Consider the following 25,378-nt stretch of genomic DNA (forward strand, 5'->3'; position numbering starts at 1 on the left):
CTACTTTTAAAATGCACCATAATACATAAAAAGGCTTGAGATAAGTCATCTTCAACTTACCTCAAGCCATTATCATCTTACAATTTTAGAAAGCTAGTCTAATTCATACAGTTTAAAAATTACACTTCACCGTATTTAACAACATCTCTAGCAATCATCACTTCTTCGTTTGTCGGAATAACCAAGACTTTAACAGGTGAATCATCTGTACTAATGAGTCCTTCACCATCTGTCATCGCTTGGTTCTTCTCTTTATCTAACTTCACACCCATAAATTCGAGACCTTGAAGTACACGTTCACGCGTTTCTGGAGAGTGTTCACCTACACCAGCTGTCATGATAATCACGTCGGCACCTTGCATATGTGCTGCATACGCACCAATGTAACCATGAATGTGACGAGCGTAAACTTGTAAACCAAGTTCACAACGTTCGCAACCGTTCTTAGCGTCCATTTCAATATCTCGAACGTCACTAAACTTACCAGTTAAACCGAGTAAACCTGACTCTTTATTGAGAGTATAACGCACTTCTGCTGCTGTCTTACCTGTTTTTTCCATAATAAATGGTACAAGTGCTGGGTCGATATTACCAGAACGTGTGCCCATCGTTAAACCTGCAAGCGGTGTAAAGCCCATTGAAGTATCAACAGATTCACCGTTAACTACTGCAGCTACAGAAGCACCATTACCGATGTGACAAGAAACAATCTTTAAGTCTTCGATTGGTTTATCAAGTAATTTCGCAGCTCGGCGACTCACATATTTATGGCTTGTACCATGGAATCCATACTTACGGATACGATAGTCTGTATAGTACTCATAAGGTAAACTGTACATGTAAGCTGCTTGCGACATAGATTGATGGAATGATGTATCGAATACAGCTACATGTGGGACCTCAGGCAAGAGTTTGCGGAAAGCGCGAATACCCATTAAGTTTGCTGGGTTATGTAGTGGCGCTAAATCACTAAGTCTTTCGATTTCACGTTCAACTTCATCTGTGATGTAAGCTGATTTAGGAAAAGACTCTCCGCCGTGAACGACACGATGTCCTGTACCATCAATATCGTTAACATCTTTGATTAAATCATGTTCTTTTAAACTATCTAACATGATATGTACTGCTTTGTCGTGGTCAGGAATATCTTTCGTTTCCTTAATCTTCTCACCGTTCAATTCAATCTTGAAGATAGAATTATCTAATCCTATACGTTCGATTAAACCTTTAGTGATTAACTTCTCCTCTGGCATTTCAATGAGTTGGAATTTCAATGATGAACTACCAGCATTGATTGCTAAAATTAATTTTGACATACCCGCTGCCTCCAATTTACAGATGTTTGATTCAATTTCTATTTAACCACTAATACAGTTTTTTATCAAGAGTAATACAGTTTATTTCTCAGAATGATTTTCCCCCATCCAATCATTGAGCTCTTGAATGAATCCTTGAAACTGTTGTGGGTTCTTGAAGTCTGGAATGTTAGCTAGCAATACCTCTACAGGTCTAGTAACATTAGCTTCTTTTTTCTGTAGGATTAACAGAGATTTACGTGCTTTTTCATTCTTGAATAAAGTGCTCGGTAAATGTAGGAAAGCTTGCATTTCTGCTTCTGTTGCAATATAACTTTGCAACTGTTTCACATGGTCGCCCTCGAATATTTGGCTCGGAACGACGAGAAATGCGTAGCCTGTCGGTTTCAATGTTTGAATCGCTTGTTCAATCAATAGGTAATGTGAATAGCTGTGACCTTCATCGAAGCCAAGTTTCATTTCATGACTTCGTTCATCTAATGGATAATATCCAATCGGTAAGTCACTCACTACGACATCTGCTTCTTCAAATGGAAGTGGCATAATCGCATCTTGTGGGTACACATCAAATGGAATTTCTAAGAAGTTAGCTAAATGAACACTCACGCGAGATAACGTCGGATCCACTTCAACCAAATGATGCATAAGTGTTGTATTCTTTAACACTTCATGCACTGTAGCGCTCAAGTGACCCGCACCACTCGCTAAATCTACAACATGCATTTCTTCGTAATCAGACATAAATTTATCGACTAAGAAGCCTAGGATCAAGCCAATTGAATCAGGTGTGATTTGGTGATTCGCTTGAACATCCTCTTCTTGTAATAAACTTAAGTAAGCGAATTGAAATGCTTTACGACGGTCTTGTAAAGTCGCTTGTTCTAATAAGTCGCGCTGATTCGTGTACACCTGTTCCATCGCGAGACCTAAGTTCTCAATTAAACTTTGTCCATTCTCCTTGTGCAATGCTTTCGCCTGTTCATCTAACGTTGTGAAGAGTTTCTCCATTACAGTTTGTTCTTCAGTCATGACATTAGTCCTTTCTCTATAAAGTCCTGGTTAAATGCTATTAAATACATCTGTAAATGAGACAGTCGTTAACTTCATTTTAACAATCTGCTACAATTTAGCGTATTCAATAATTATGGACAGAATAGTAATTATTGTCAATGTCATCGAACTGCTTACCCTTAAGATACGATTTACTACTTTTACTGATTCCATTTTTAAAATGCGAGTTCAAACACCGTATCTTACACCTAATGTCGCACAATCGAATGTGTAGTTGAATCTAAATTAACACTTAATTTGTATAATTCAGACAACTAACCGCACACTTGCTATTTATTTCTCTATATATTCTCTGTTAATTGTTCACTCTTAACGTATTACAAAGTACATCGTTCGAGTATCAATTCTCTTCGCGATGCTAATATTCTTAAAAATATAAATAAAGACACATTGTTTGCGTTAAGCTTGTGAACTTGAGAAGTAATTGTGGTTTCTAATAGGCGAACAACTTTCTCAGCTCCTCTACCTAAAGACAATCCATCGCACAGAAGCGACGAAGAAAGTCTATCTTTACGTGAGTATCTCCTTGCTCACTCACTATCCTATCGCCACGAATTACTTCCTTACAAGCTATTATAACGCTTACAATATGTCTCTAACAACGTTTAATATTCATTTGACGTCATTTTTTTAAAAAGAAGAGCTTTGCGTATTTATTTTTAATCACTACAGTGTCACCAAAGTAGTCATGAATGCCTCGATGTTGAGGCGTGAATAAGACTACGACGTAAGGTAAACATAACATCACGCCACTTACAATACGACCCAGCCACTCTCTAAATAACACATCTGACCAACGAAGGGCTTCACGATCCACCCGTTCAACTCTAATATTGCAAATCATCTTTCCTAAAGTCTGCTTAAAGCATTTGGTTAGCAGTACGAAATAAAGATAGAAGATGAGCGCTTTGACGAGATGATCGACGCTGAAGTAATTAATCCATAACTTCCAGTCTGGAATATGTGTGAAATGATTTAAAGGTGCGAGAATAAGTCTTTGAAGACCGTGAATAATTAATACATCGATGATAAAACTTACAAGTCGTATACCAAAGCCAGCATAGATTTGCTCACGAACACCTTGATAATACAAGTTGGAGAGCTCATCCGAGTTCGCTTGTTGACTTGTATGTGACTCCGTGTTGTGAAACATTTCCCCCGTATATGCATTCATCATCTCATTCACCTACCCTTCGTAAAGATATTCTGGTTTCGCTTTAGAATCATTATGAATCGCTGATTTCAACTGTTTAACATCATTCTTGATGCCATCGATCGATGATTTAACAGAGAAGATAGATGAGAAGAAACCATCATCCATAGAGTACTCAAAGACTTCAGGATCATCTTTGCCGATGTCTTTACTTAAGGCTTTCAGTGCTGTCTGTTTGTAGCCTATCTCATCGATGAGCCCATTGTCTTTCGCTTGTTGCGCACTGTATAATCGACCGTCTGCAAGATGGCGTACTTTCGATTCACTCATGTGACGACCATCTTTTACGACATCGACGAAACGATCAAAACTATCATCAATGACAGATTGCATAATCTGTTTCTCTTCTTTCGTCATATGACGAGAACTGCTTAAGATATCTTTATGATCACCCGATTTAATCACGTTCTCTTTAATACCTAATTTCTTCTGTAAATCTGAATAATCAATATTAGACATAATGACACCGATAGAACCCGTCATACTTTGTGGGCCTGCATAAATCTTATCTGCAGGTGCTGATATGTAGTAACCGCCTGATGCCGCCATGTCTTCCATCTGTACATAAACTTTCTTATCGGCTTTCTTAATCTGTTTAATCTTTTGATAAATTTCATCACTTGGGTAAGTACCGCCACCAGGTGAATTAACTGTGAGTAGCATGCCATCGACGGTATCGTCATTTTTCACTTTATCGAGTTGCTTCAGAAAGGCCTCGTGATTATACTCTCCGCCACCGAAGAGTCCACCACTTTCGCCACCACTCATAATCTCACCATTTAACGTAAGATGTGCGATACGATGTTGACTATTTCCATCCTTTTCCACCTGTTCTGTAAAAGGATCGATGTCACCAATACCTTGATTGTTAAACATAGCAGAAACAAGAGCTGATATTGAACTTACCGTAATACCACCAATGATGATGACTACGGCTAAGATGATTGCGATGATTCGCTTTTTCGACATATTTCAACCTCCATGTATAGTGTTACTTTTTTATTTAAACACAGATGATAAGTGGCTGTATAGTTCCTGTTGTAGGCAATTGATTGTCGCTAACAAGAAAGAGCCTAAGTTCATTTATTACTAATGAACTTAGACTCTTTTCAAAATAACGCGTTCTCTTAATGTACTAACTGCATAACGTAATCATATGCATTTTTCAATATCAATAAAGCAGTAACAACGATGAAGAGCATTTTAACATAACCTACGCCCTGCTTAATTGCGAACATCGCACCAACATAGGAACCAGCAATCATACTTGCGGCCATAATCAAGCCGTAAAGATAATTGACTTCACCTAAGATTATAAACAGTATGAGTGCTCCAAGGTTAGAGGCAAAGTTCAACACTTTTGCGTTCCCGGCAGCGCCTAGAAAGTCAAAGCCAAACATCAAGAGAATAAACATCATGAATGACCCTGTACCTCCACCGAGAAATCCATCGTAGAATCCTATTAACGACAACAATACAGTGATCAGCAACGCTTTCTTGACTGTGAAACTCTGAACTCTGCGTACGTCGCCCCAATCCTTTTTAAAAATCGTATAAAGCAACACGAGCGTTAATATGACGATGACAATAGGCTTTAAAAGTTGAGCAGGTAAGAAAGTCGCTAAACTCGCGCCAAGCATCGCTAGTATAAATACAGGAATAAATAATCTCCCGACTAATTTCAAGTCAACTTTACCTGAACGAATGAAACGAATGGCGCTCGTCATCGAGCCGAAGACACTCGCCAGTTTATTAGTACCTAAAGCCATTGATGGTGGTAAACCTACTGCTAGTAATGTCGGAATCGATATCAAACCGCCTCCACCCACAACGGCGTCAATAAAGGCAGCTAGAAATCCTAGCGCCATAATAATTAATATAATTGAGATACTCCAATCCATAACTACCCATCCCCTCTTAGCGGTCTTATCTTAGAAGCCTAAGATTAGAATAAATCATTTGCTAAATCTTCTGTATCGAGTTCTTTCTCGCTTTGATAGTCTTCAGTAATCGTTAATGTTTCAATGTCATTTGTAGCACGTTGAATCATCTCTGAGAAATCATAAACACTTTCGTATTCTTCAACTTTCTCAAAGTTCGGCTCAGTTACAGGATTCTTCGGTGTGAAGATCGTGCAGCAATCTTCATAAGGTTGAATTGATACCTCATACGTACCGATCGCTCTCGCCTTTTTAACAATCTCTTCTTTATCTAAAGTCAGCAACGGTCTCAGCACTGGCGTTGACGTCACATGGTTAATGGCGTACATACTCTTCAACGTCTGGCTTGCCACTTGTCCGAGGTTCTCTCCATTAACGATAGCGTCTGCCCCCACACGGTGCACAAGATTATCCGCAATACGCATCATCATACGTCGTGTAGAGGTCATCGTATAGCGTGGATGGACGACTTTGTTAATCTGTTTCTGAATTTCTGTAAAAGGCACGATGTGTAAATTAATCGGTCCGACTTTCTTCGCAAGTAAGCGTGTTAATTCAATGACTTTCTCTTTCGCCTTTTCACTTGTAAAAGGCGGGCTGTGGAAGTGCATCGCTTCAATAGTCACACCGCGACGCATGACTTCCATTCCAGCGACAGGAGAATCAATACCACCTGATAACATGAGCACCGTTTTACCCCCTGTACCTACTGGTAGACCACCTGGTCCTGGGATGATTGCATCATAAATGTAAATTGCATCACGACGAACTTCAACTTGAATCGTATGATCAGGATGATGAACATCCACAGTAAGCGCGTCGGTATTCTGCAACACCGCAGCTCCAATTGTACGTTGTAACTCAAATGTTTCCATTGGGAAAGACTTGTCAGAACGCTTCACATTAATCTTGAAAGTGTCGCCATCTTCGTAGCTCTTAGCGAAAGCAACCGCTTGTTCATTCGCTGCTTCTAACGTCTTGTCAATCTTTAATACAGGACTCACGGACTTCACTCCGATGATTTCTTTCAAGCGATCAATTACACTTTCAACATCTGTCTCTTCGGTAATTTCAATATACATGCGATCACGATTCGCTTTAATCTTCAATTCTTCAAATGAAGATAACGCACTTTGCGTATTAGCGCGTAGTTGATTCACAAATTTCTTTCTGTTTGCTCCTTTGAGCGTGAGTTCACCATATCTCACTAAGATATGATCATAAATCATCTTAACAGCTCCTTAACTTCTTGATATACAGAGTCAAATGCCTCTTTAAACTGCTCAATATCAGCTTCAGTCGTCTTGTTCCCTAGTGACACACGAATACTTCCTTCAATTCGTGTCTCGTCTATATGCATTGCGAGTAAGACTTCATTTAATTTAGATTGTTTAGACGAGCACGCACTCGTAGTAGAAATCATCACACCATGTTGTGAGAATGCATTGACGAGCACTTCTCCTTTGACGCCAGGGAAGCCAATGTTCAGTATGTGAGGAATCGCACCTTCTGGCGTATTCAAATACACTCCTGGATATCGTGCAATAAATTGACGGAGTTCGTCACTCAAACTTTGTACGCGTGTATAATTCTCATCCATATTCTGAACGTTAGCTTTCAACGCTTTCACGATTGCAATGTCCATCGGCAAATTCACTGTTCCACTACGTAATCCATATTCTTGGCCGCCACCTTGGATAATAGGTTCTAGGTGATGTTTGTTGCGTATAAGTAGTAAGCCTTGCCCTTTTAGACCGTTAAATTTGTGCCCACTTACACTGATGCTTTCAACACCCTCTGTTTCTAATGGCACCTTACCTACAGCTTGCACTGCATCTACATGTAAAAATGCTTTAGGATACGCCGCTACGATTTCTGCTACTTCGCGCACAGGTTGACGTTGACCCATAATATTGTTGACTTGCATACACGTTACAAGCCCTACTTCACTCGACATTAATGATTTCAAATGTTCAATATCGAGTCGCCCTTCTCTTGTGACATTGCAGTATTTAACTGTAAATCCTTCTCCTCCTAAAGCACGGACGACTTCGAGTACAGAAGGATGTTCAAGTAATGACGTGATGATGACGGGCGCAGAATCTTTCTTACGATATGCCAAACCTTTGAGAGCCATATTATTCGATTCTGTCGCTCCACTGGTAAAAATAATATCGAATTCATCATTTAAATTTAAGATTTGATTAATTTGTGATTTGCTCTGTTCTAATAATTGCGCTGCTTGTAAGCCTGCTTTATGAGGACTATTCGGGTTATAATATACGGATTGGTTTGCTTGTAAATAAGCTTGCAAGACATCCTCATTAGGCGCGGTAGTTGCAGCATTATCTAGATAAATCACGGCTCTCACTCCTTTTAACGCTCTTTATCTTATCATATTCTAATTTCTTGTGACTATAGGATGATTGTTTTTTATAAATTGAAAGGCAAAATGTCACATAACACTATAAAATTATACGCATTTCAACCGAAATTTAAAGTGACGTGATTAGTCAGCATCACAATTAAAGTTGTTTAATTTTCACTGTTAAAATCTCACTTGCTTGGGAGAAACACAGAAATCTGTGTATCTGCAGCGATAGCCTCCTAGTTCGAGATAGCGTTACTCATCTCGAATTCACACATCTACTGGGCAAGACCACACTCAACACAAAAGCACCTCTCAAAAAGTATTCTGTCATACTTTCGAGAGGTGCATTGTAACTCAAATTAAAGATCCTGTTCTTCTGTTACTTGTGTTTCAATCTTTTTCGTGATGCCAGGTTCAATTGATTCTAAAGATTGTTCAGCAATTTCGATGGCACGTTTATAGCGGTTATTCTTGAATAAACGCTCAGCTTCGTTAAGGCTTTTATCAATACTGGAGTCATCTTTACGATAACGGTTACCGTATTGGATCAAGCGTTCCGCATATACAGCATTGACGAGCACGTCGTTCGCTTCATCTTCAAATTTATTCATTTGAAGCACGACTTTCGCTACTTTATCTTTCAGCTGTTTCACATGAATTGGACGTACGCTAAATTTCTTATTCACTTCGCGTACTTCATAGTCAATTTCATTTTTCATGATGATAAAACGTTCTGGAACGCTCGTTAAGTTTGAAGCAAGTAAGCGACGATAAACTTCTTCTTTCTTACCTTGAACACGTAAAATGTTCTCTTCAGCTTCTGCTTCATCTTCACGAAGTTGAATTAAGTGATTCTGAAGTTTTTCTTGTTTGTCATTGATAATTGCTACGTGTTCTTCAATGTATTTTAAGTTATCTTCCACTTCACTATAACGTACTGCTGATTTAGACATTTCTCTTAAGATTTCATCGTAAACTGAAATCAAGTTTTGAATTTCGTTTTCAAATTGGCGTACGTTTTGAACATCACTTTCATTAATATAATAATTCTCACGTACATATTCAATTTCAGTTTGAAGCGTGTAGTTCATGTCTTTCGCTCTAAACAAGTTATCAGTAATGACTTCTTTAGATTCTTCTACTTCGTTCTTCGCTTTCACTTCATGTTCAATCAAGTCATACATTTCATCCAACTTATCGTTAATCGCATTGAGCTTATCATTAGCCTCATCTAACTCAAGGCGACTAATCATCGGTTCAACGAAGCTTAATTCCGTCTTCAACGTCTGTAGATTACTATCTACTTTCACGTGATCTAAATCATAGCCTTCCACTTTCAAGTCACGGCAACCATATTTCAAGTCTTGGAATTGACCTGGAAGTTCTTTCTGCGCTTCACGGATTAAATCAGGAATTTCTTCCATATCCGCTTTCAAGTATTCCATATCCCCGTGAAGTGTTTGGATATGTTGATGCGCTTGATTGTAATTCCCTTCTTCTTGAAGCGTGACATAGTTATCAAGTTCAGGCGCAAATGATTCAATTTCTTGTTCAAGCGGTGCTGCTGCTTCTCCAAATTGATGGCGGTTCGCAAGTACATCGCGTTTCATTTCACGATAATCTGTCTGACAAGCTTCATACAGTTTATCGTTTTCTTTATGTACGGAAAAGACTTCTTCAACTTCTGTGGTTAAAGAGTTATAATTTTCCTCGTATTTATCCATCAACTCATGCGCTTCGTCGATTTCAGTTTGTGCTTGTGCAAAGCGGAACTTGTCTAAATGCGCTTCAGCTTCTTGAATCTTGTCTTCAACTGGGACTAAATATTGATTCTTACTTTCAGAAGCGTTGTGTTGTAATAGTCTATAACGCTCCTTTATTTCCCCAGTCATTTCAAGCTCGGATAATTGATTTAAGCTATCCTCATACGGAAGCTGTTCAATCTTCTCTTTACGTTCCTCGGCTTGTTCAATAATTCGTGTTTTTTGCGAGCGCATGTAAAATAAGACGCCAACAGCAATAACGATTAAGATCAGTATTGCTAATACAATATACAAGATTACCATAAGTCTTCTCCTCCTATTTAATCATTTTTAATTATAACGTAAGTCGGCTGTCTATTTAAATAGAAAATAGATGTTTACGTCAGATTATTTTCAAAAAATTTGTTAACCCCTTTCAACTCTTCATTTCGCTTTCTTAAAAGAATTTTAAACATCACTATTTAACCCTTTTAAAAAGTACAAAGTTTAATCTCCACAAGTTGAGGTTAAAATAATTGTTTCAACTATATATAGTTATTATACTAAACAGAAAAAGGAATCGAGGTAAAGTTATGACCCAACATTCAACTACAAATTACCGGGCGCTGCAGCAACAACTCAAAGGTTTACTTGAAGGTGAGCACGATTTAATCGCTATACTCAGCAATGCCTCGGCGTTAATCAATGACCATCTCGACAACGTCAACTGGGTAGGTTTCTATCTTGTTAAAAATGAAGAACTGCTACTTGGCCCTTTCCAAGGCCATCCTGCGTGTGTACATATCCCACTTGGCAAAGGCGTTTGTGGTTCCGCGGTTTCCGAAGGCGCCGTACAACTCGTGGACGACGTTAACGCCTTCCCTGGACACATTGCGTGTGATCCAAATAGCCAATCAGAAATTGTAGTGCCTATACGACGTGGGGGTTCTATTATCGGTGTACTTGATATTGATGCACCTGTGACGCATCGATTCACTGAAACTGATGCACAAGGTCTTAAAGACGTCGTGACGATTATTGAAGATCATTTAACGTAAAATAGGTATTAGCTATTGACACCCTGCCGGATAATGTTACAATTAAGTTTGTGTGAATTAACGAAAATAGCAGTTGTATATTGAATCGCTCTATGTTGTTCCCGACGCGGACGTGCCGTGTAACCGGAGCTATGAGGCGAGGACACATAAAACAACATATCGATTGAAGCATACAACACTCTTTTTTGTTATTCATAACAACAAAAAAGAAAAAGGAGGAGTCTTATAATGGCTCGATTCAGAGGTTCAAGCTGGAAGAAATCTCGTCGCTTAGGAATTTCTTTAAGCGGTACAGGTAAAGAATTAGAAAAGCGTCCATACGCTCCAGGACAACATGGTCCTAACCAACGTAAGAAAATGTCAGAGTACGGTTTACAATTACGTGAGAAACAAAAATTACGTTACTTATATGGCATGACAGAAAGACAATTCCGTAACACATTCGAACTTGCTGGTAAGCAACACGGTGTACACGGTGAAAACTTCATGCAATTACTTGCTGCTCGTTTAGACGCAATGGTATATTCATTAGGTTTAGCACGTACTCGTCGTCAAGCACGTCAATTAGTAAGTCATGGTCACATTGAAGTAGATGGTGGTCGCGTAAACATCCCATCTTACACTTTAAAACCAGGACAAGAAATTTCAGTACGTGAAAAATCTCAAAAATTAGACGTAATCAACGAATCAGTTGAAATCAATAACTTCGTACCTGAGTACTTAGAATTTGATTCTGATAACCTCACTGGTAAATTTGTTCGTATTCCTGAGCGTAGTGAATTACCAGCTGAAATTAATGAACAACTTATCGTTGAGTACTACTCAAGATAATAACTTTTTCTATCTATTTAGACCCGAGCGAAACACGGTGTTTGCTCGGGTCTTTACTTCTTTCTATTCTATTATTCAATCGTTCACTTCTCACTTTGCTCCTGCCCTATTCTCACTTAAACGCTGTATGAGCTGGCACATGAGTTGCGGCCGATCTGTAATCAAACCATCCACACCTTTATGATACAGCCGATACCCTTGCAAGAGACGATTCACTGTATAGGGCATCACTTTCGCATGATGTCGATGAATTTTTCTTACAAAACGCCGCGTGACATTTTTAAAATGCGGATTAATGTAATTACAGATTTGCGCATAAGCCTTTAAATGAGGCCAGCGTTTCCAAAGATGTTTGCGTTTTAACAATATGCCTAACGTAAGTGCATCATCTAACTGATGTAACTGCTTTAAACTATTGAAATCGAATGACTGAATGATTAGCTGTGAATAAGGAAATTGCAGATCACGAATTTCTGAGATTAACTGCTGCTCAATACCTGGGTATTTATGCGGTAACTTTAATTCTACTAACAGCTGACGGGATGTATCTCGCATGTATGCTAAGATTTCCTTAAAGGTCATAATTCGCTGATTAGAATGATGTTTTCCTCTCCAAATGCCGAAATCATAGCGCTTCAACTCAGCTAATGAATAATCTCGTACATACCCTACGCGATTACATGTGCGATTTAATTTCTCGTCATGTATCACGACCAACTGGTTATCACGTGTCATATGTATATCAATTTCGATCATAGGTGCTGCGGTCTCAAGTGCGGCCGCCATACTGACCAATGTATTCTCAGGAAAGCTATAGGAATCGCCGCGATGTGCAACGATTGTGATCAGTTGTTTGACTGTCATGAGTCTTCACTCTTTCATTTACACTATTAATCATCTAAACTTAATTTAACACATTACATGAGGAGGTCAACGCACATGAAAGCACATGATTTCAAGGTACAAACGACTTGGCAAGGCGGTCGTGATGCAGTTGGTGAAGTTCAAGGCGACGTCCTTCAGGAATCTATTTCTATTCCATCCGGTCTCGGTGGTCAAGGCGTGGGCACTAACCCTGACGAGATGCTCGTCTCAGCTGCATCCTCTTGTTATATTATTTCACTTGCCGCCGTGCTGGAGCGTGCACATTTTGAAGATGTAGAGATAGCGCAAACTTCTATAGGTACTGCTGTGTTAGACCAAGGTAAGTTTAAAATGAAATCCATCACCCACTATCCAACCATCACAATACATGAAGATGACGCTACACGGCTCAATCGTCAACTATCAAAACTACTAAAACTCGCAGATCAGAACTGTATGATTTCAAATTCTATACGTGGCAACGTAGCGATTGATATTGAGCCTAATATTCAATACTTAGAGGACTGAGAAGGGCTTCGTCTTAACATTAATATAGACTGAATTTGAGAAGCTGTTACGCTATTTCAAATTCAGTCTTACTCATAAAGAGTAGCACAAAAATCAAGGACACCCTATAGATATGAAGTCTACTCATATAGATAGAACTGAATTGTTGTAAATATATTAACTCATGCTTGTCGCAGTTGTTGACTGTACTTGAGATAGCTGACGCTATCTCAAATACGAGTCAACCTCGCGGGGCAAGACTACGCAATGACTCTAATCTCTGTCTTGCTCCTAATTACAATAAAATATTTCTTAGTTGCAACACATCATCTACAATATAGTCTGCACCATAATCTTCTAGTTCTGTTTTCGCCGCTTTACCTTTTAAACCAGTTAGAGGTCCGATAAATGTGGCGCCTATCTTCTTCGCACAAAGTAAATCAGCTAACGAATCACCAACGATATAAACCTCTTCGTCCTCGAGTCGATGCACTTGATTCTGTGCATATTGACTATATTTAGACACGTCATTCCCAAAGTAGGCAGCTAAATATGTAAATGGATTAGGCTTAGCGAGCGGCCGTTGTTCAGGTAATATTTGTTCTGCTTTCAAGACATCAGACGCTGTAACGACGTGCTGTTGATCGAAATAATCATTTAAGCCGAGACTTCGAAACGGAACTTCAGTTTCTGTGCGGGGTCGTCCTGTAGCTAGTGCAAGTTGATAACCTGCATTTACCAAATCTTGCAATAATGTCTGAATTTCTTTAACAGGTGCGAGCACCACTTCATGATAAATATAGCCTGCTTTAAATGTGGATTGAGCAGATTTCCTTTCCACTTCTTCAAATAATTGATGTCCTAAATACCATTCTTGATAAACCTCTTGAGCCAGTTGCCAATATGATCTACTCATTTCAAACATATCTACTTTATCTGTGTACAACGCCGCTTTAGCATGTGCTTGTAAAGCGTCAAATATTTCATTCTTTCCATGCTTCACTTGTTGTAAAAATTTCATGGGGCTCTCAAAGTTGAGTGCCACTTCGTTCACATGCTGTCCTAGAAATTGTAAAGCTTCGCTAGTGATTGTTTCCGATTCAAGAAAGGCTTGTAACGTTCTCGGGTCAATCGACTTACAAATCTCAATTGTATGTAATGCGAGCACGATAAACAACATGTCCCAATTCGAATTGAGCCCCATTGATTTTAACTGTTGCAGAATCTCATCTTGGTAAAAGACGAGTTCGCGTATTTCTTTAATATCTTCTTCAGTTAGCTGACTGAAGTCGATTGAAGGATGTAGACCGATGTACTCTGAACTCATCAGAATTTCGTAAACTGTGAGTGCAGCGACATCGAAACAACGATCTTAACTTAAGAAGACACCGTCTACATCAAACAAGATTGATTTCATTCTCCCATGCCACTCCCTTATAACTGAACTGTGCTACGCCTATATTACTATCTGTATAGTAAAAGAGCAAATAGCACTGAACTATTTGCTCTCAATCTCATTGATTCAATTCTCTTCTTAACTGTGACTTGTTAAAAGTGATAGTTATCCTTGACCATTCATTAAGCTTTCTACTTCATCTGCGACTTGTTGCACTTGCGGACCGATGACTACTTGGGCATTATGTTGCCCACTCGTTGTCACACCTACTGCTCCAGCATTTTTAATCCTATCTTTATCTATCTGTTGATTATCCTTAAGCTCTAATCTTAACCGAGTCGCACAATTTGTAAGCGATGTAATATTCTCTTTTCCACCTAAGCCTGTAAGTATTTGCTGAGCCATCGCATGATATTTGCTACCTGATGCTACGTCCATTTTACTATCAGAAGTTGAATCCGTTTCCGCTGTAGGATCTTGAAGTAAGTTCGTACCTCGACCTGGGGTATTCAAATTAAAGAGCTTGATTACGGCACGGAAGATGACGTAATACAGAATAAAGAACACGAGGCCCTCTACAACCAACATCAATGGATGATTAGCCACTGGATTGACGAGAGATAACAGATAATCAATCAACCCTGCGCTGAACGAGAATCCAGCTGTCCAATGGAACACGGCAGCAATAAACATAGATAAACCTGTTAAGAATGCGTGGATGACAAAGAGTAATGGCGCAACGAACATAAACGCAAACTCTATCGGTTCAGTAACACCTGTGATAAAGGCTGAAACTGCACCTGCTAACATCAAACCGTATACACGCTTCTTCTGTTTCGATTCAGCTGAATGATACATCGCAAGTGCGGCTGCTGGTACACCAAACATCATCACTGGGAAGAAACCTGCTTGATAACGACCAGTTATGCCCTTCACAGCTTCGTGTCCTGACTGGAACTTGTGTATGTCATCAATGCCTGCAATATTAAACCAGAACACAGAATTTAATGCGTGGTGTAAACCTGTTGGAATTAAGAGACGGTTGAAGAATCCATAAAGGAAAGCACCCACTGGTCCAAATCCAATAATCCATTTAGCAAAGGTTACAATCGCATCATAAATATATGGCCAAACCACCATCAATACGACGATTAGTCCTAAACTAAAGAAAGCTGTCATGATTGGTACGAGTCGTTTACCGCTAAAGAAAGACAATGCCATAGGAAGCTCCGTCTGACTGAAACGGTTGTATGTAAATGCAGCGATTAACCCGACGAGCAAACCGACAAAGACGTTACCATTATTCATTTGCTCAAAGGCCATGTTGACATCTTTCTCGTCAATCCCTAGCACCACTGATAAATGCTCAGGCTTGAGCACTTGTGTTGTTAAAAAGTAACCGACAACAGCTGCTAAAGTCACTGCACCATCGTTCTTCTTCGCCATTCCCAATGCAACCCCTACTGCAAAGAGTATGCCGAGTTGATCGAGAATCGCCATACCTCCCTGAGCAAAGAATTCAGCGACATGTGGCCAGAGTTGAAGTGCTTTCAATAAATTCCCTATACCTGTAATAATTGCAGCGGCTGGTAAGACTGCAATCGGTAGCATCAGTGATCTACCTAAACGTTGTAGAAAGTTATACATTCGATATCCTCTTTTCTCTATCTCTAATTGTTATTTGAATGTGCAAACTTAATAACCAATATTATACTAACATAGCACCACAGCAAGACATATAGCACAACTTCAATCGACACAAAAAAGCTAAAGTTCAACAACTCAAGTCTTAGACTAATATTCAGATAAGACAGAAGTTGCGCACTTTAGCTTCTATGTTCAACTTTTCAATTGTAGTGAGATTAACGGACGTAAGAACAATTAATCTCCGTACGTCTCAACTAATTCTTGATGTAATGCTTTCGTACGTTTCTCTAATTCTTTTGTGATGTAAGTTAACTTCTCATTACGTTTCATCGACTTAGGAAGTGACTTCGTGTCGATAGGTTCTCCAAATTTAATATGCGCTTTACCAAAGAATAATCCTTTGATGTCTTTAGGGCCTACATAAGCTGCTGGTACGATAGGTGTTTCTGCCATCATTGCGATGGTTGCCGCTCCACGTTTCAATGGTGCATCTTCATCTTTCTTCGTACGGTGGCCAGCCGGGAACAATCCTACAGTCTTATTCTTTTTCAACAATTTGATCGGCTGTTTCAAAGTACTTGGGCCTGGGTTTTCACGATCTACCGGAAAGGCATTCAAAGATTTCAGGAATTTCCCAATATATTTGTTATAAAAGAGTTCCTTTTTCGCCATATAATGAATTTGGTTTGGCGCGATAGCTAAACCTAGCATGATAACCTCATTATAGCTTTCATGCGTACACGTCACGACATAGCGATAAAGTTGAGGTATATTCTCTTTACCATGAACCTCTAAACTTTTACAAATCTTAATCAAGATAAAAGTTAAGATAATTCGACAAAAATTATACATACGTTCACCTACTTTAATTACTGTTATACAATACTAAATTTTACCATTTCCGCTATACCGCCTCAACAAAAGATTGAAACTCTCGAAATGTAACGTGATTTACTAGAAAAATATTGCAAAAACTCTCATAATAGTAGATGAATATTAAAATGGAGGTTTAATATGGTTCAGAATAAAGACACACGACAAGACAACGTCAATTACTCTATCTCCTATCCGAGTTCAAGGCGTTACAAACCGAAATTCCCTTGGTTTAAGACGATAATCATTGCACTCATCGCAGGAATCATCGGCGCGCTCATCGTGTTAGGTATAGGGAAAGTTGTCGATCATACTGTGCCAGAGAAAGATGGCGCTAAAGTTAATCAATCCCACAGTGGTAGCAGTGGCAATACGATGGACGGTAAAAGTGATAAATACGACTCCGTCAATCAGATGGTCAACGATATTTCACCAGCTATCGTAGGTGTCGTTAACATGCAGAAAGTTCACAGCCTCGAAGATTTCCTCGAAGGTAAGAAATCTAAAGCGCAAGAAGCTGGCGTGGGTTCTGGAGTCATTTATCAGAAGAATAATAAAGACGCTTACATCGTCACTAACAACCATGTCATTGATGGCGCAAGCAAGATTAAAGTGCAGTTACACAACTCTAAACAAGTTGATGCAAAGCTTGTAGGCAAAGATGCAATGACAGATATGGCTGTGTTAAAAATCGATAATACTAAAGGTATCAAAGCCATTCAATTTGCAGACTCTAGTAAAGTGAAGACAGGAGATAGCGTCTTCGCAATGGGTAACCCACTAGGTCTCGAATTCGCTAATTCAGTAACATCAGGTATTATCTCAGCCAACGAACGTACAATCGATGCCCAAACATCAGAAGGACCTAACAAAGTTAACGTGCTTCAAACTGACGCAGCGATCAACCCAGGTAACTCTGGTGGTGCACTCGTCGACTTAAACGGTAATCTCGTCGGTATTAACTCCATGAAGATTGCGAACGAGCAAGTTGAAGGTATCGGCTTTGCTATTCCAAGTAACGAAGTACAAGCAACGATTAAACAACTTGTTGAGAAAGGTAAAATCACTCGCCCTTCTATCGGAGTTGGCCTACTCAACCTAGAAGAAATTCCAGATGAGTACAAAGACAGATTAGATACCGACAAAGACAAAGGCGTTTATGTCGCTAAAGTTGAAGGCGCTAAAGGAGTTAAAGAAGGCGATATCATCACGAAAATTGATGGTGAAAAAGTTGAAAAAGATACAGACGTTCGCTCTTACCTCTACGAACATAAAAAACCAGGCGACACAGTGAAATTAACATTAGATCGCGACGGTAAGAAGAAAACAGTCTCAGTTAAACTTAAAGAACAAAAGTCACAACACAAATCTAAATCAAAAGAAAAAGATAGCGAAAGCTTCTTTAATCCATTCGAATAATAAACGCTAAATTGAGGGGAACTTCAGATGTTGAAGTTCCCCCTTTTACTGTGTGATATAATTTTAAATATAAACATCTAAGTTTACATAATATTTCTATTGATAACTAAATTCACGGTTACATACATAGAAGAATACTTTATGGTTGTGTTATTTACTAATAGGACTATACCGAACACCCTTTTCAATACAAAGTATTGTAGTGTTGATTCATGCCAAACAATAATAACCACATATTCAATACTATATTAGTATAATCGCCCTAAAATACATATAACTCCAAGAAGAATGCTTTATGTCTTAGATAAATTCTAAATCATATACGAGTTCTCAATACAAGTATTGTGGCGGTGACTCCTGAGAGATTAAGGGCACAACGAAAATCCATTCTTTGAGCTCTTTGAGCGAAAAGAATTAGTTGAGTGTGACCCTCTAGGAAAGCACCGCCAAACAATACGCAGTATTGAAAATTATGTCATGTTATAAACTTTATTCATACGTCACCATAAAGTACTTCTTCTTGCCTCGGCGGAGGATGGTGAACTCGCCCTCAATCTTATCCTCATCACTCAACTCATACTTCAAGTCCTGCTCACGCTCACCATTAATATAAATCGCACCACTACTAATATCCTCACGCGCTTGACGCTTAGAAGAAGAAATACCCGTTTCCACAATCGCTTCAACTAAATTCGTTGTGTTTTTAGATAAAGTAACCTGTGGCACATCTTTAAATCCAGCTCTTAATTCATCAGCAGATAGTGATTTCAAATCGCCGCTAAATAAAGCTTGTGATATACGGATTGCATCATCTAAAGCCTCTTGACCATGAATGAAGCGTGTCACATTTTCAGCTAAAGCCTTTTGTGCTTCACGTAAATGCGGTGCTTCTTCTAATGATTGTTCTAACTTCGCAATTTCATCATGCTCAAGGAAAGTGAAGTATTTTAGGAATTTAATAACATCATCATCTGTCGTGTTAATCCAGAATTGATAGAACTCATAAGGGCTTGTCTTTTCAGGATCTAACCAAACAGAACCACCTTCAGTCTTACCAAACTTCTTACCATCTGCTTTAACTACAAGTGGAATCGTAAGGCCATACGCTTCAGTTTGACCGTACATACGACGCATGAGCTCGATACCGCTAGTGATGTTACCCCACTGATCTGAGCCGCCGACTTGAACTTTACAGTTGAGTTCGCGATTAAGGTGACCGAAGTCAATGGCTTGCAAGATTGTGTAAGTAAATTCTGTGTAAGAAATACCATTCTCTAAACGTGTTTGAATAGAGTCTTTACCCAACATGTAGTTTACGCCTACATGTTTACCATAGTCACGTAAGAAATCGATGAGTGAGATTTGGCTTAACCAATCTTTATTATTTACGAGAACGGCACCTTTCTCTGTACCAAATTCAAATAAACGATGCATTTGTTGACTAATACCTTCAACATTATGTTGAACTTGTTCTTCAGTTTGAAGCGTACGTTCTTCTGATTTACCTGAAGGGTCGCCGATCATTCCTGTTCCTCCACCGATCAAGACGATAGGACGGTGGCCATGTTCTTGGAAACGACGTAATGTTAAGAACGGTAGTAAGTGGCCGATATGTAAGCTATCTGCAGTTGGATCTGCCCCACAATAAAGTGTGACTTGTTCTTTATTTAATAACGCTTCAATTCCCGCTTCATCCGTTTGTTGATAAATGAGTCCTCTCCATTTTAATTCTTCAATTAATGCATTAGACATGTTGATTCCTCCCTAGTTTTATAAAGTTAACCTAAATGTTATACAAAAAGTGCTATAGCTCAAACCTTGCATACGCCTTATCCCTTTTAAAGACATAAAAAATACCCCTACGATCACGTAAGGGCGCATATTGCACGGTACCACCATACTTAACTTTCAGTCAGCTTTATTAATGATACGTTCATTAATGAAACGTTGGATTATAACTTCACAATGAGGTGTATTCGTCAAAGCCATTATACTAGTTTGCATCACCCACTAGCTTTCTGAAATAATAGACTTTCACTACTTGTCCTCTAATCCAAAGAGATATCGAATTGCTTTATATTATAAGTAACAGTGCTTTAAAAGTCAATGACTCCAAATATGTTATACTTATCTTAAATAAATTGGGAGGTGCGCTATGCTCGGTAACGACAAGAATAAGGCAGAACAGCATTCGCATACTAAGCTTGCTCGATTTGATTTCTACTACGATCGTATTAAACAAGGGCTCACATTACTCGTTCTAGTGGCGACAGGAGTCATCTGTTTAAGCTTTATCGTCACACTATTGTACTTTCACCACTTAACGCAAGCTCAAAGCAAGATTTCTGATCATCAATTGCGTGCCGAGTTACTCCACTTTCCTGGTGACGACGGGCTCAACCGAGATGTTTCAGATGTGACGAGCGAATATGATGATTCACTCAATAGTCTTGTCGTAGGGCCACGCGCAGTTAATAAACATGTGGTAGATGCCCTACTCGCATCAGAGGATACATCTTTCTATCGTCATAGAGGTGTGTTGCCCAAAGCCTTATTCCGAGCAATGTTTCAAGATATCTTTAATGCCCCTGTTTCGTCGGGTGGTAGTACGATTACTCAACAGTTAGTTAAAAACCAAGTCCTATCAAATGAAAAGACCTACAGTCGTAAAGCAAACGAAATTGTCTTAGCGATGCGCACCGAGCATGTATTGAGTAAAAAAGAAATTCTCTACACTTACCTAAATATCGTACCATTCGGTAGAGATTTTAAAGGAAATAATATTAGTGGTATTGCCCCTGCGTCCTATAGTTTATTTGGAAAGTCGCCTAATGAGCTCAATGTAGCTGAATCTGCTTATCTTATCGGCTTACTACAAAGTCCATACACTTATACACCTTATCATGAAGATGGCACGCTTAAGACGAAAGCGCGTTTACAAGTGGGTATTGATCGTCAGCATTATGTACTACGACGCATGCGTGTTGAAAATAAAATTAGTGAAGAAGAATATAAACAAGCTAAGCAATATGATATTGCCCAGCATCTACAAACCGCTAAGTAAAGCGTGCTTACATTTGAAAAGACCTCACTCCGTCATGGAAGTGAGGTCTTTATTAGGATAACAACAATTCAATTAAATGACTTTCACTCTAAGTGCGTGATTAGAATAAGCCAACTGCGTGACCGTCATCTGTCACGTCCATGTTTAATGCAGCTGGTTTCTTAGGTAAACCTGGCATTGTCATGATAGCACCTGTAAGTGCTACGATGAATCCTGCACCTGTCTTCGCTTCTAATTCACGGATAGTGATTTCGAAGTCTTCAGGCGCACCAAGTTGTGATGCATCGTCTGAGAATGAGTATTGTGTCTTAGCCATACAAACTGGGTAGTTGTCCCAACCATTCTCTTTGAAGCGTTGTAATTGTTTTTTCGCTTTGCTACTAAATGATACAGATTTACCACCGTAAATTTCAGTAACAATTTTTTCGATTTTTTCTTCGATTGATAAGTCTAAGTCGTAAAGACGTTTGAATTCTTGTGGTTGGTCGATGACTTCTAATACTTGGTTAGCTAAGTCAATACCACCTTGACCACCTTTTTCCCAAACTTCAGTTAAAGCAAGGCGTACACCATGTTCTTTCGCCCACTCTTTAACGAATTCAGTTTCAGCATCAGTATCGTGAACGAATGCATTTAATGCAATAACTGGTTCTAAACCGTATTTACGAACGTTGTCAACGTGACGTTCTAAGTTAACGATACCTTTCTTAACTGCTTCTACGTTCTCTTCTTTCAAGTCGTCTTTAGCTACGCCACCATGCATTTTAAGCGCACGGATTGTCGCAACAACGACGACTGCTGAAGGTTCGAAGTCAGCCGCACGTGATTTGATATCGATAAATTTCTCAGCACCTAAGTCAGAACCGAATCCTGCTTCAGTAACAACAATGTCAGCAAGTTCGCGAGCTGTTTGAGTTGCAAGAACTGAGTTACAACCGTGTGCGATGTTTGCGAATGGTCCACCGTGAACAAGTGCTGGTGTACCTTCGATAGATTGAACTAAGTTAGGTTTGATCGCATCTTTCATGATCATTGCTAAAGCACCTTGAACTTCAAGGTCTGCAACTGTTACTGGTTTACGGTCTCTTGTATAACCGATAGTGATGCGTGCAAATCTTTCTTTCAAGTCTTTAATGTCTGTAGCAAGACATAAGATAGCCATGATTTCAGATGCCACTGTGATGTTGAAGCCATCTTCACGTGGTACACCTTTAGTTGGGCCACCAAGACCTACTACGACGCTACGTAATGCACGGTCGTTCATGTCTAATACACGTTTCCATTCGATACGACGTTGGTCGATACCAAGTGCATTACCTTGATGTATATGGTTATCAATAAATGCAGAAAGCGCATTGTTTGCTGTAGTGATTGCGTGGAAGTCACCGTTGAAGTGTAAGTTGATGTCTTCCATTGGGAGTACTTGTGCGTAACCGCCGCCAGTAGCTCCACCTTTAATACCGAAAGTTGGTCCTAATGCAGGTTCACGAAGCGCTACCATAACATTTTTCTTCAATGCGTGGAATGCGTCTGAAAGACCTACAGTTACTGTAGATTTACCTTCCCCTGCTGGTGTTGGACTCATCGCAGTAACTAATACAACCTTACCTTTTTTGTCATTGCCTTTGATTTGGTTAATATCAATCTTCGCTTTGTAATGACCATATGGTTCTAGCGCGCTTTCAGGAATACCTGCAGCTTTCGCTATTTCATTAATTGGTTGAAGTGTCGATTGATTCGCAATATCTAAATCAGATAATTGTGCCAACTTTATTCGCCCCTTTTTTAATTATTAAAATAAAAAATGAAACATGTAATTGAATAAAACTGTGTTACAACGTTTACATATTTATATTAACTGACTTTCTACGCCTTGTCGATTATTTTAAGATAACGCTTTCACGTAATTCATGTATTCTTATATGATATGTGCCGAAATCGACGCATTTTGTAGTATTGCACGTAAGGATTGAAATAGTCCTTTGTTAGTGATGATTGCCCTATCGCATTTTAAAAATGTTCTTTTCAAATTCAGAAACAAAAATAAATGTATGGATGCTCAGTTGGTTCATTCTCTTTTTAAAATAGGTTTTAACTCTTACGTATTTACTAGTACAAGGTAATCTGTTCCCTTTTTACCGATAGAAGTAAAAAAGGCCCGAAAAAGCACTACACTTTTCCGAACCTTAATCATTTCTATTTCATTTAGCAATCAACGTGGATGGGGGTCGACATTGATTACATTCTTCATAGAATCAAACATTATTGGATAACTGTCCATTATTGATTAACAGTAAGAGAAATTATAGTTAGACAACGTTAATCTTCCATCGTACTCAAGTCGCCTTCTGGTAAATCGAGTTCCCAAGCTTTAAGTACGCGACGCATAATTTTACCTGAACGAGTCTTAGGAAGTTTATCTTTAAACTCAATTTCACGCGGTGCTGCATGTGCTGCTAAACCTTTTTTAACAAACTGACGGATATCTTCTTTCAACTCATCTGATGGTTCATATCCTTCTTTCAACGCAACAAAGGCTTTAATAATTTCACCTCTGACACGATCGGGCTTACCAATGACACCCGCTTCAGCAACCGCTTCATGCTCTACTAACTTAGACTCTACTTCGAAAGGTCCTACACGTTCACCTGCTGTCATAATGACATCATCGACGCGACCTTGGAACCAGAAGTAGCCATCTTCATCTTTATACGCTGAGTCACCAGAGACGTACCAATCACCGATGAAGTAAGAATCGTATTTCTCAGGGTTCTTCCAAATTGCTACCATCATTGATGGCCAACCCTTTTTAATAGCTAAATTACCCATGCGATTCGCTGGCAATTCGTTTCCTTGATCATCGACGATAGCAGCCTCAATACCTGGGAGTGGTTTGCCCATAGAACCGAGTTTCATATCCATTGTCGGATAGTTAACGATCATGTGACCACCTGTTTCAGTCATCCACCACGTATCAAGCACTCGTAGACCATAAACGTCTTTCGCCCACTTGATTACCTCAGGATTGAGTGGTTCGCCTACTGAGAGTATAGATCTGAGTGAAGATAAATCATAGTTCTTAATCACATCATCACCCGCACTCATCAACATGCGTAAAGCAGTTGGCGCTGTGTACCAAATCGTCACTTTGAAGTCTTCAATCATTTGATACCAAGCTTCAGGTGAGAAACGACCGCCTGCGATACAGTTCGTCGCTCCATTCAACCATGGACTAAATACACCGTAAGACGTGCCTGTTACCCAACCTGGATCGGCTGTACACCAATAAACATCATCCTCTTGAATATCGAGCACGTATTTACCAGAGATGTAATGCACCATCATAGCACGTTGTTCATGAAGGACACCTTTAGGTTGACCTGTAGAACCAGATGTATAGTGTAGGATAAGCCCATCATCTAAATTGAGCCATTCCATATCGAAATCTGTACTTGCTTCTTTCATTTCACTGTTGAAATCAATATAGTCTGCATCCACTTCTTCATCGACAACGACGACTGTTTCTAGATGAGGTAATTGATCCACTGGTATACGTGGGAGTAAAGCGTTTGTCGTGATAATGACCTTCGCCTCGCTATTCTCCAAGCGATCTGTCACTGCTTTCTCCATAAAAGCTTCAAATAACGGACCAACGATTGCACCTAACTTAAGAATTCCCATAAAGGCGAAGTAAAGTTCCGGTGTACGCGGCATGAAGATAAATACACGGTCTCCTTTGTTAACATTGGCTTTATCTTTTAGAACATTAGCTGCTTGGTTAGAATAATCTTTCATTTCTTTGAAAGTATAACTTTCAGTGCGTTGTTCATCTTGATAATGTAGTGCGACTTTGTCTCCGCGACCTTGATCGACATGCTTATCGATACATTCGTAAGCCATGTTTACTTTACCTGTCTCTGACCAAGTGAAAGCTTTCTCTACTTCTGACCAATCAAAGTTACGATATGTTTCTGCATAATCTTGAAGATTGAAATTCCCATTGTCCCCTTTATAAATTTCAACTTTCATAGAAAATCCCCCTTATTAGTTGTAACCGCTTACAATT

20 protein-coding genes are annotated in these 25,378 nt (G+C 39.3%); 5 read left to right on the forward strand and 15 right to left on the reverse strand.

Translation table 11 applies throughout. The features are described from left to right. Window positions 1-119: 119 nt before the first annotated feature. The 8 genes from CD039_RS05535 to ezrA all read right to left on the reverse strand — a co-directional run bounded on the left by CD039_RS05535 (window position 120) and on the right by ezrA (window position 9,977). Window positions 120-1,316, reverse strand: coding sequence for an acetate kinase (locus CD039_RS05535; RefSeq protein WP_002471232.1), 1,197 nt, complete (start codon window positions 1,314-1,316; stop codon window positions 120-122). An 81-nt stretch (window positions 1,317-1,397) separates the two neighbouring features. Beyond that, window positions 1,398-2,345, reverse strand: a complete 948-nt coding sequence (locus CD039_RS05540) for a class I SAM-dependent methyltransferase (protein WP_103371466.1) — start codon at window positions 2,343-2,345, stop codon at window positions 1,398-1,400. Window positions 2,346-3,009: 664 nt separating this feature from the next. Continuing rightward, window positions 3,010-3,564, reverse strand: a complete 555-nt coding sequence (locus tag CD039_RS05545) for an RDD family protein (RefSeq protein ID WP_103371467.1) — start codon at window positions 3,562-3,564, stop codon at window positions 3,010-3,012. Between the two features lie 9 nt (window positions 3,565-3,573). After that, a complete protein-coding gene (gene sppA / locus CD039_RS05550; RefSeq protein WP_103371468.1) occupies window positions 3,574-4,569 on the reverse strand; it encodes a signal peptide peptidase SppA in 996 nt (331 codons plus the stop codon). Between the two features lie 158 nt (window positions 4,570-4,727). Further along, window positions 4,728-5,501 (reverse strand): sulfite exporter TauE/SafE family protein, encoded by a 774-nt coding sequence (locus CD039_RS05555; RefSeq protein ID WP_103371469.1) that lies wholly within the window; start codon window positions 5,499-5,501, stop codon window positions 4,728-4,730. 44 nt (window positions 5,502-5,545) lie between these two features. Beyond that, window positions 5,546-6,769, reverse strand: a complete 1,224-nt coding sequence (gene thiI, locus CD039_RS05560; protein WP_103371470.1) for a tRNA uracil 4-sulfurtransferase ThiI — start codon at window positions 6,767-6,769, stop codon at window positions 5,546-5,548. Beyond that, complete coding sequence (locus tag CD039_RS05565; protein WP_103371471.1) at window positions 6,766-7,902, reverse strand: cysteine desulfurase family protein; 1,137 nt, start codon at window positions 7,900-7,902, stop codon at window positions 6,766-6,768. The genes thiI and CD039_RS05565 overlap by 4 nt, the downstream gene beginning before the upstream one ends. 368 nt (window positions 7,903-8,270) lie before the next feature. Next, window positions 8,271-9,977, reverse strand: a complete 1,707-nt coding sequence (ezrA, locus tag CD039_RS05570; protein WP_103371472.1) for a septation ring formation regulator EzrA — start codon at window positions 9,975-9,977, stop codon at window positions 8,271-8,273. A 269-nt stretch (window positions 9,978-10,246) separates the two neighbouring features. Here ezrA and CD039_RS05575 point away from each other — a divergent pair, with 269 nt between their 5' ends. Next, window positions 10,247-10,711 (forward strand): GAF domain-containing protein, encoded by a 465-nt coding sequence (locus CD039_RS05575; RefSeq protein ID WP_103371473.1) that lies wholly within the window; start codon window positions 10,247-10,249, stop codon window positions 10,709-10,711. A 228-nt stretch (window positions 10,712-10,939) separates the two neighbouring features. Then, window positions 10,940-11,542, forward strand: a complete 603-nt coding sequence (gene rpsD, locus CD039_RS05580; protein WP_103371474.1) for a 30S ribosomal protein S4 — start codon at window positions 10,940-10,942, stop codon at window positions 11,540-11,542. Between the two features lie 90 nt (window positions 11,543-11,632). Here rpsD and CD039_RS05585 read toward each other — a convergent pair whose 3' ends face one another. Next, window positions 11,633-12,406 (reverse strand): glycerophosphodiester phosphodiesterase, encoded by a 774-nt coding sequence (locus CD039_RS05585; RefSeq protein WP_103371475.1) that lies wholly within the window; start codon window positions 12,404-12,406, stop codon window positions 11,633-11,635. Between the two features lie 75 nt (window positions 12,407-12,481). Here CD039_RS05585 and CD039_RS05590 point away from each other — a divergent pair, with 75 nt between their 5' ends. Then, window positions 12,482-12,934, forward strand: coding sequence for an SACOL1771 family peroxiredoxin (locus CD039_RS05590; protein ID WP_103371476.1), 453 nt, complete (start codon window positions 12,482-12,484; stop codon window positions 12,932-12,934). 274 nt (window positions 12,935-13,208) lie between these two features. Here the strand turns inward: CD039_RS05590 and CD039_RS05595 are convergent, their stop codons facing one another. From CD039_RS05595 to CD039_RS05605, 3 genes are all read right to left on the reverse strand, one after another. Beyond that, window positions 13,209-14,240: an HAD family hydrolase gene (locus tag CD039_RS05595; RefSeq protein ID WP_338112676.1), complete on the reverse strand. Its 1,032-nt coding sequence runs from the start codon at window positions 14,238-14,240 to the stop codon at window positions 13,209-13,211. Window positions 14,241-14,474: 234 nt separating this feature from the next. Further along, the gene (gene nagE / locus CD039_RS05600) at window positions 14,475-15,956 is read right to left on the reverse strand and encodes an N-acetylglucosamine-specific PTS transporter subunit IIBC (RefSeq protein ID WP_103371477.1); all 1,482 of its coding nucleotides are present in this window, start codon (window positions 15,954-15,956) and stop codon (window positions 14,475-14,477) included. Window positions 15,957-16,190: 234 nt separating this feature from the next. After that, on the reverse strand, window positions 16,191-16,808 hold the full coding sequence (locus CD039_RS05605; RefSeq protein WP_103371478.1) for a lysophospholipid acyltransferase family protein: 618 nt from the start codon (window positions 16,806-16,808) through the stop codon (window positions 16,191-16,193). A gap of 162 nt (window positions 16,809-16,970) precedes the next feature. Between CD039_RS05605 and CD039_RS05610 the strand changes: the two genes are divergently transcribed. Beyond that, window positions 16,971-18,248: a S1C family serine protease gene (locus CD039_RS05610; protein WP_103371479.1), complete on the forward strand. Its 1,278-nt coding sequence runs from the start codon at window positions 16,971-16,973 to the stop codon at window positions 18,246-18,248. Window positions 18,249-18,737: 489 nt separating this feature from the next. On the opposite strand, the gene tyrS is transcribed toward CD039_RS05610, so the two are convergent. Continuing rightward, window positions 18,738-20,000: a tyrosine--tRNA ligase gene (gene tyrS / locus CD039_RS05615; protein ID WP_103371480.1), complete on the reverse strand. Its 1,263-nt coding sequence runs from the start codon at window positions 19,998-20,000 to the stop codon at window positions 18,738-18,740. Window positions 20,001-20,403: 403 nt separating this feature from the next. Here tyrS and CD039_RS05620 point away from each other — a divergent pair, with 403 nt between their 5' ends. Beyond that, window positions 20,404-21,312 carry a transglycosylase domain-containing protein gene (locus tag CD039_RS05620; protein ID WP_103371481.1) on the forward strand — a complete coding sequence of 303 codons (909 nt, stop codon included), beginning with the start codon at window positions 20,404-20,406 and terminating at the stop codon, window positions 21,310-21,312. A gap of 100 nt (window positions 21,313-21,412) precedes the next feature. Here the strand turns inward: CD039_RS05620 and CD039_RS05625 are convergent, their stop codons facing one another. Continuing rightward, window positions 21,413-23,080, reverse strand: coding sequence for a formate--tetrahydrofolate ligase (locus tag CD039_RS05625; protein ID WP_103371482.1), 1,668 nt, complete (start codon window positions 23,078-23,080; stop codon window positions 21,413-21,415). 551 nt (window positions 23,081-23,631) lie between these two features. After that, window positions 23,632-25,341: an acetate--CoA ligase gene (acsA, locus tag CD039_RS05630; RefSeq protein ID WP_103371483.1), complete on the reverse strand. Its 1,710-nt coding sequence runs from the start codon at window positions 25,339-25,341 to the stop codon at window positions 23,632-23,634. Window positions 25,342-25,378 lie beyond the last annotated feature (37 nt).

It is taken from the genome of Staphylococcus argensis (assembly GCF_002902305.1).
Taxonomy (GTDB): Bacteria; Bacillota; Bacilli; order Staphylococcales; family Staphylococcaceae; genus Staphylococcus; species Staphylococcus argensis.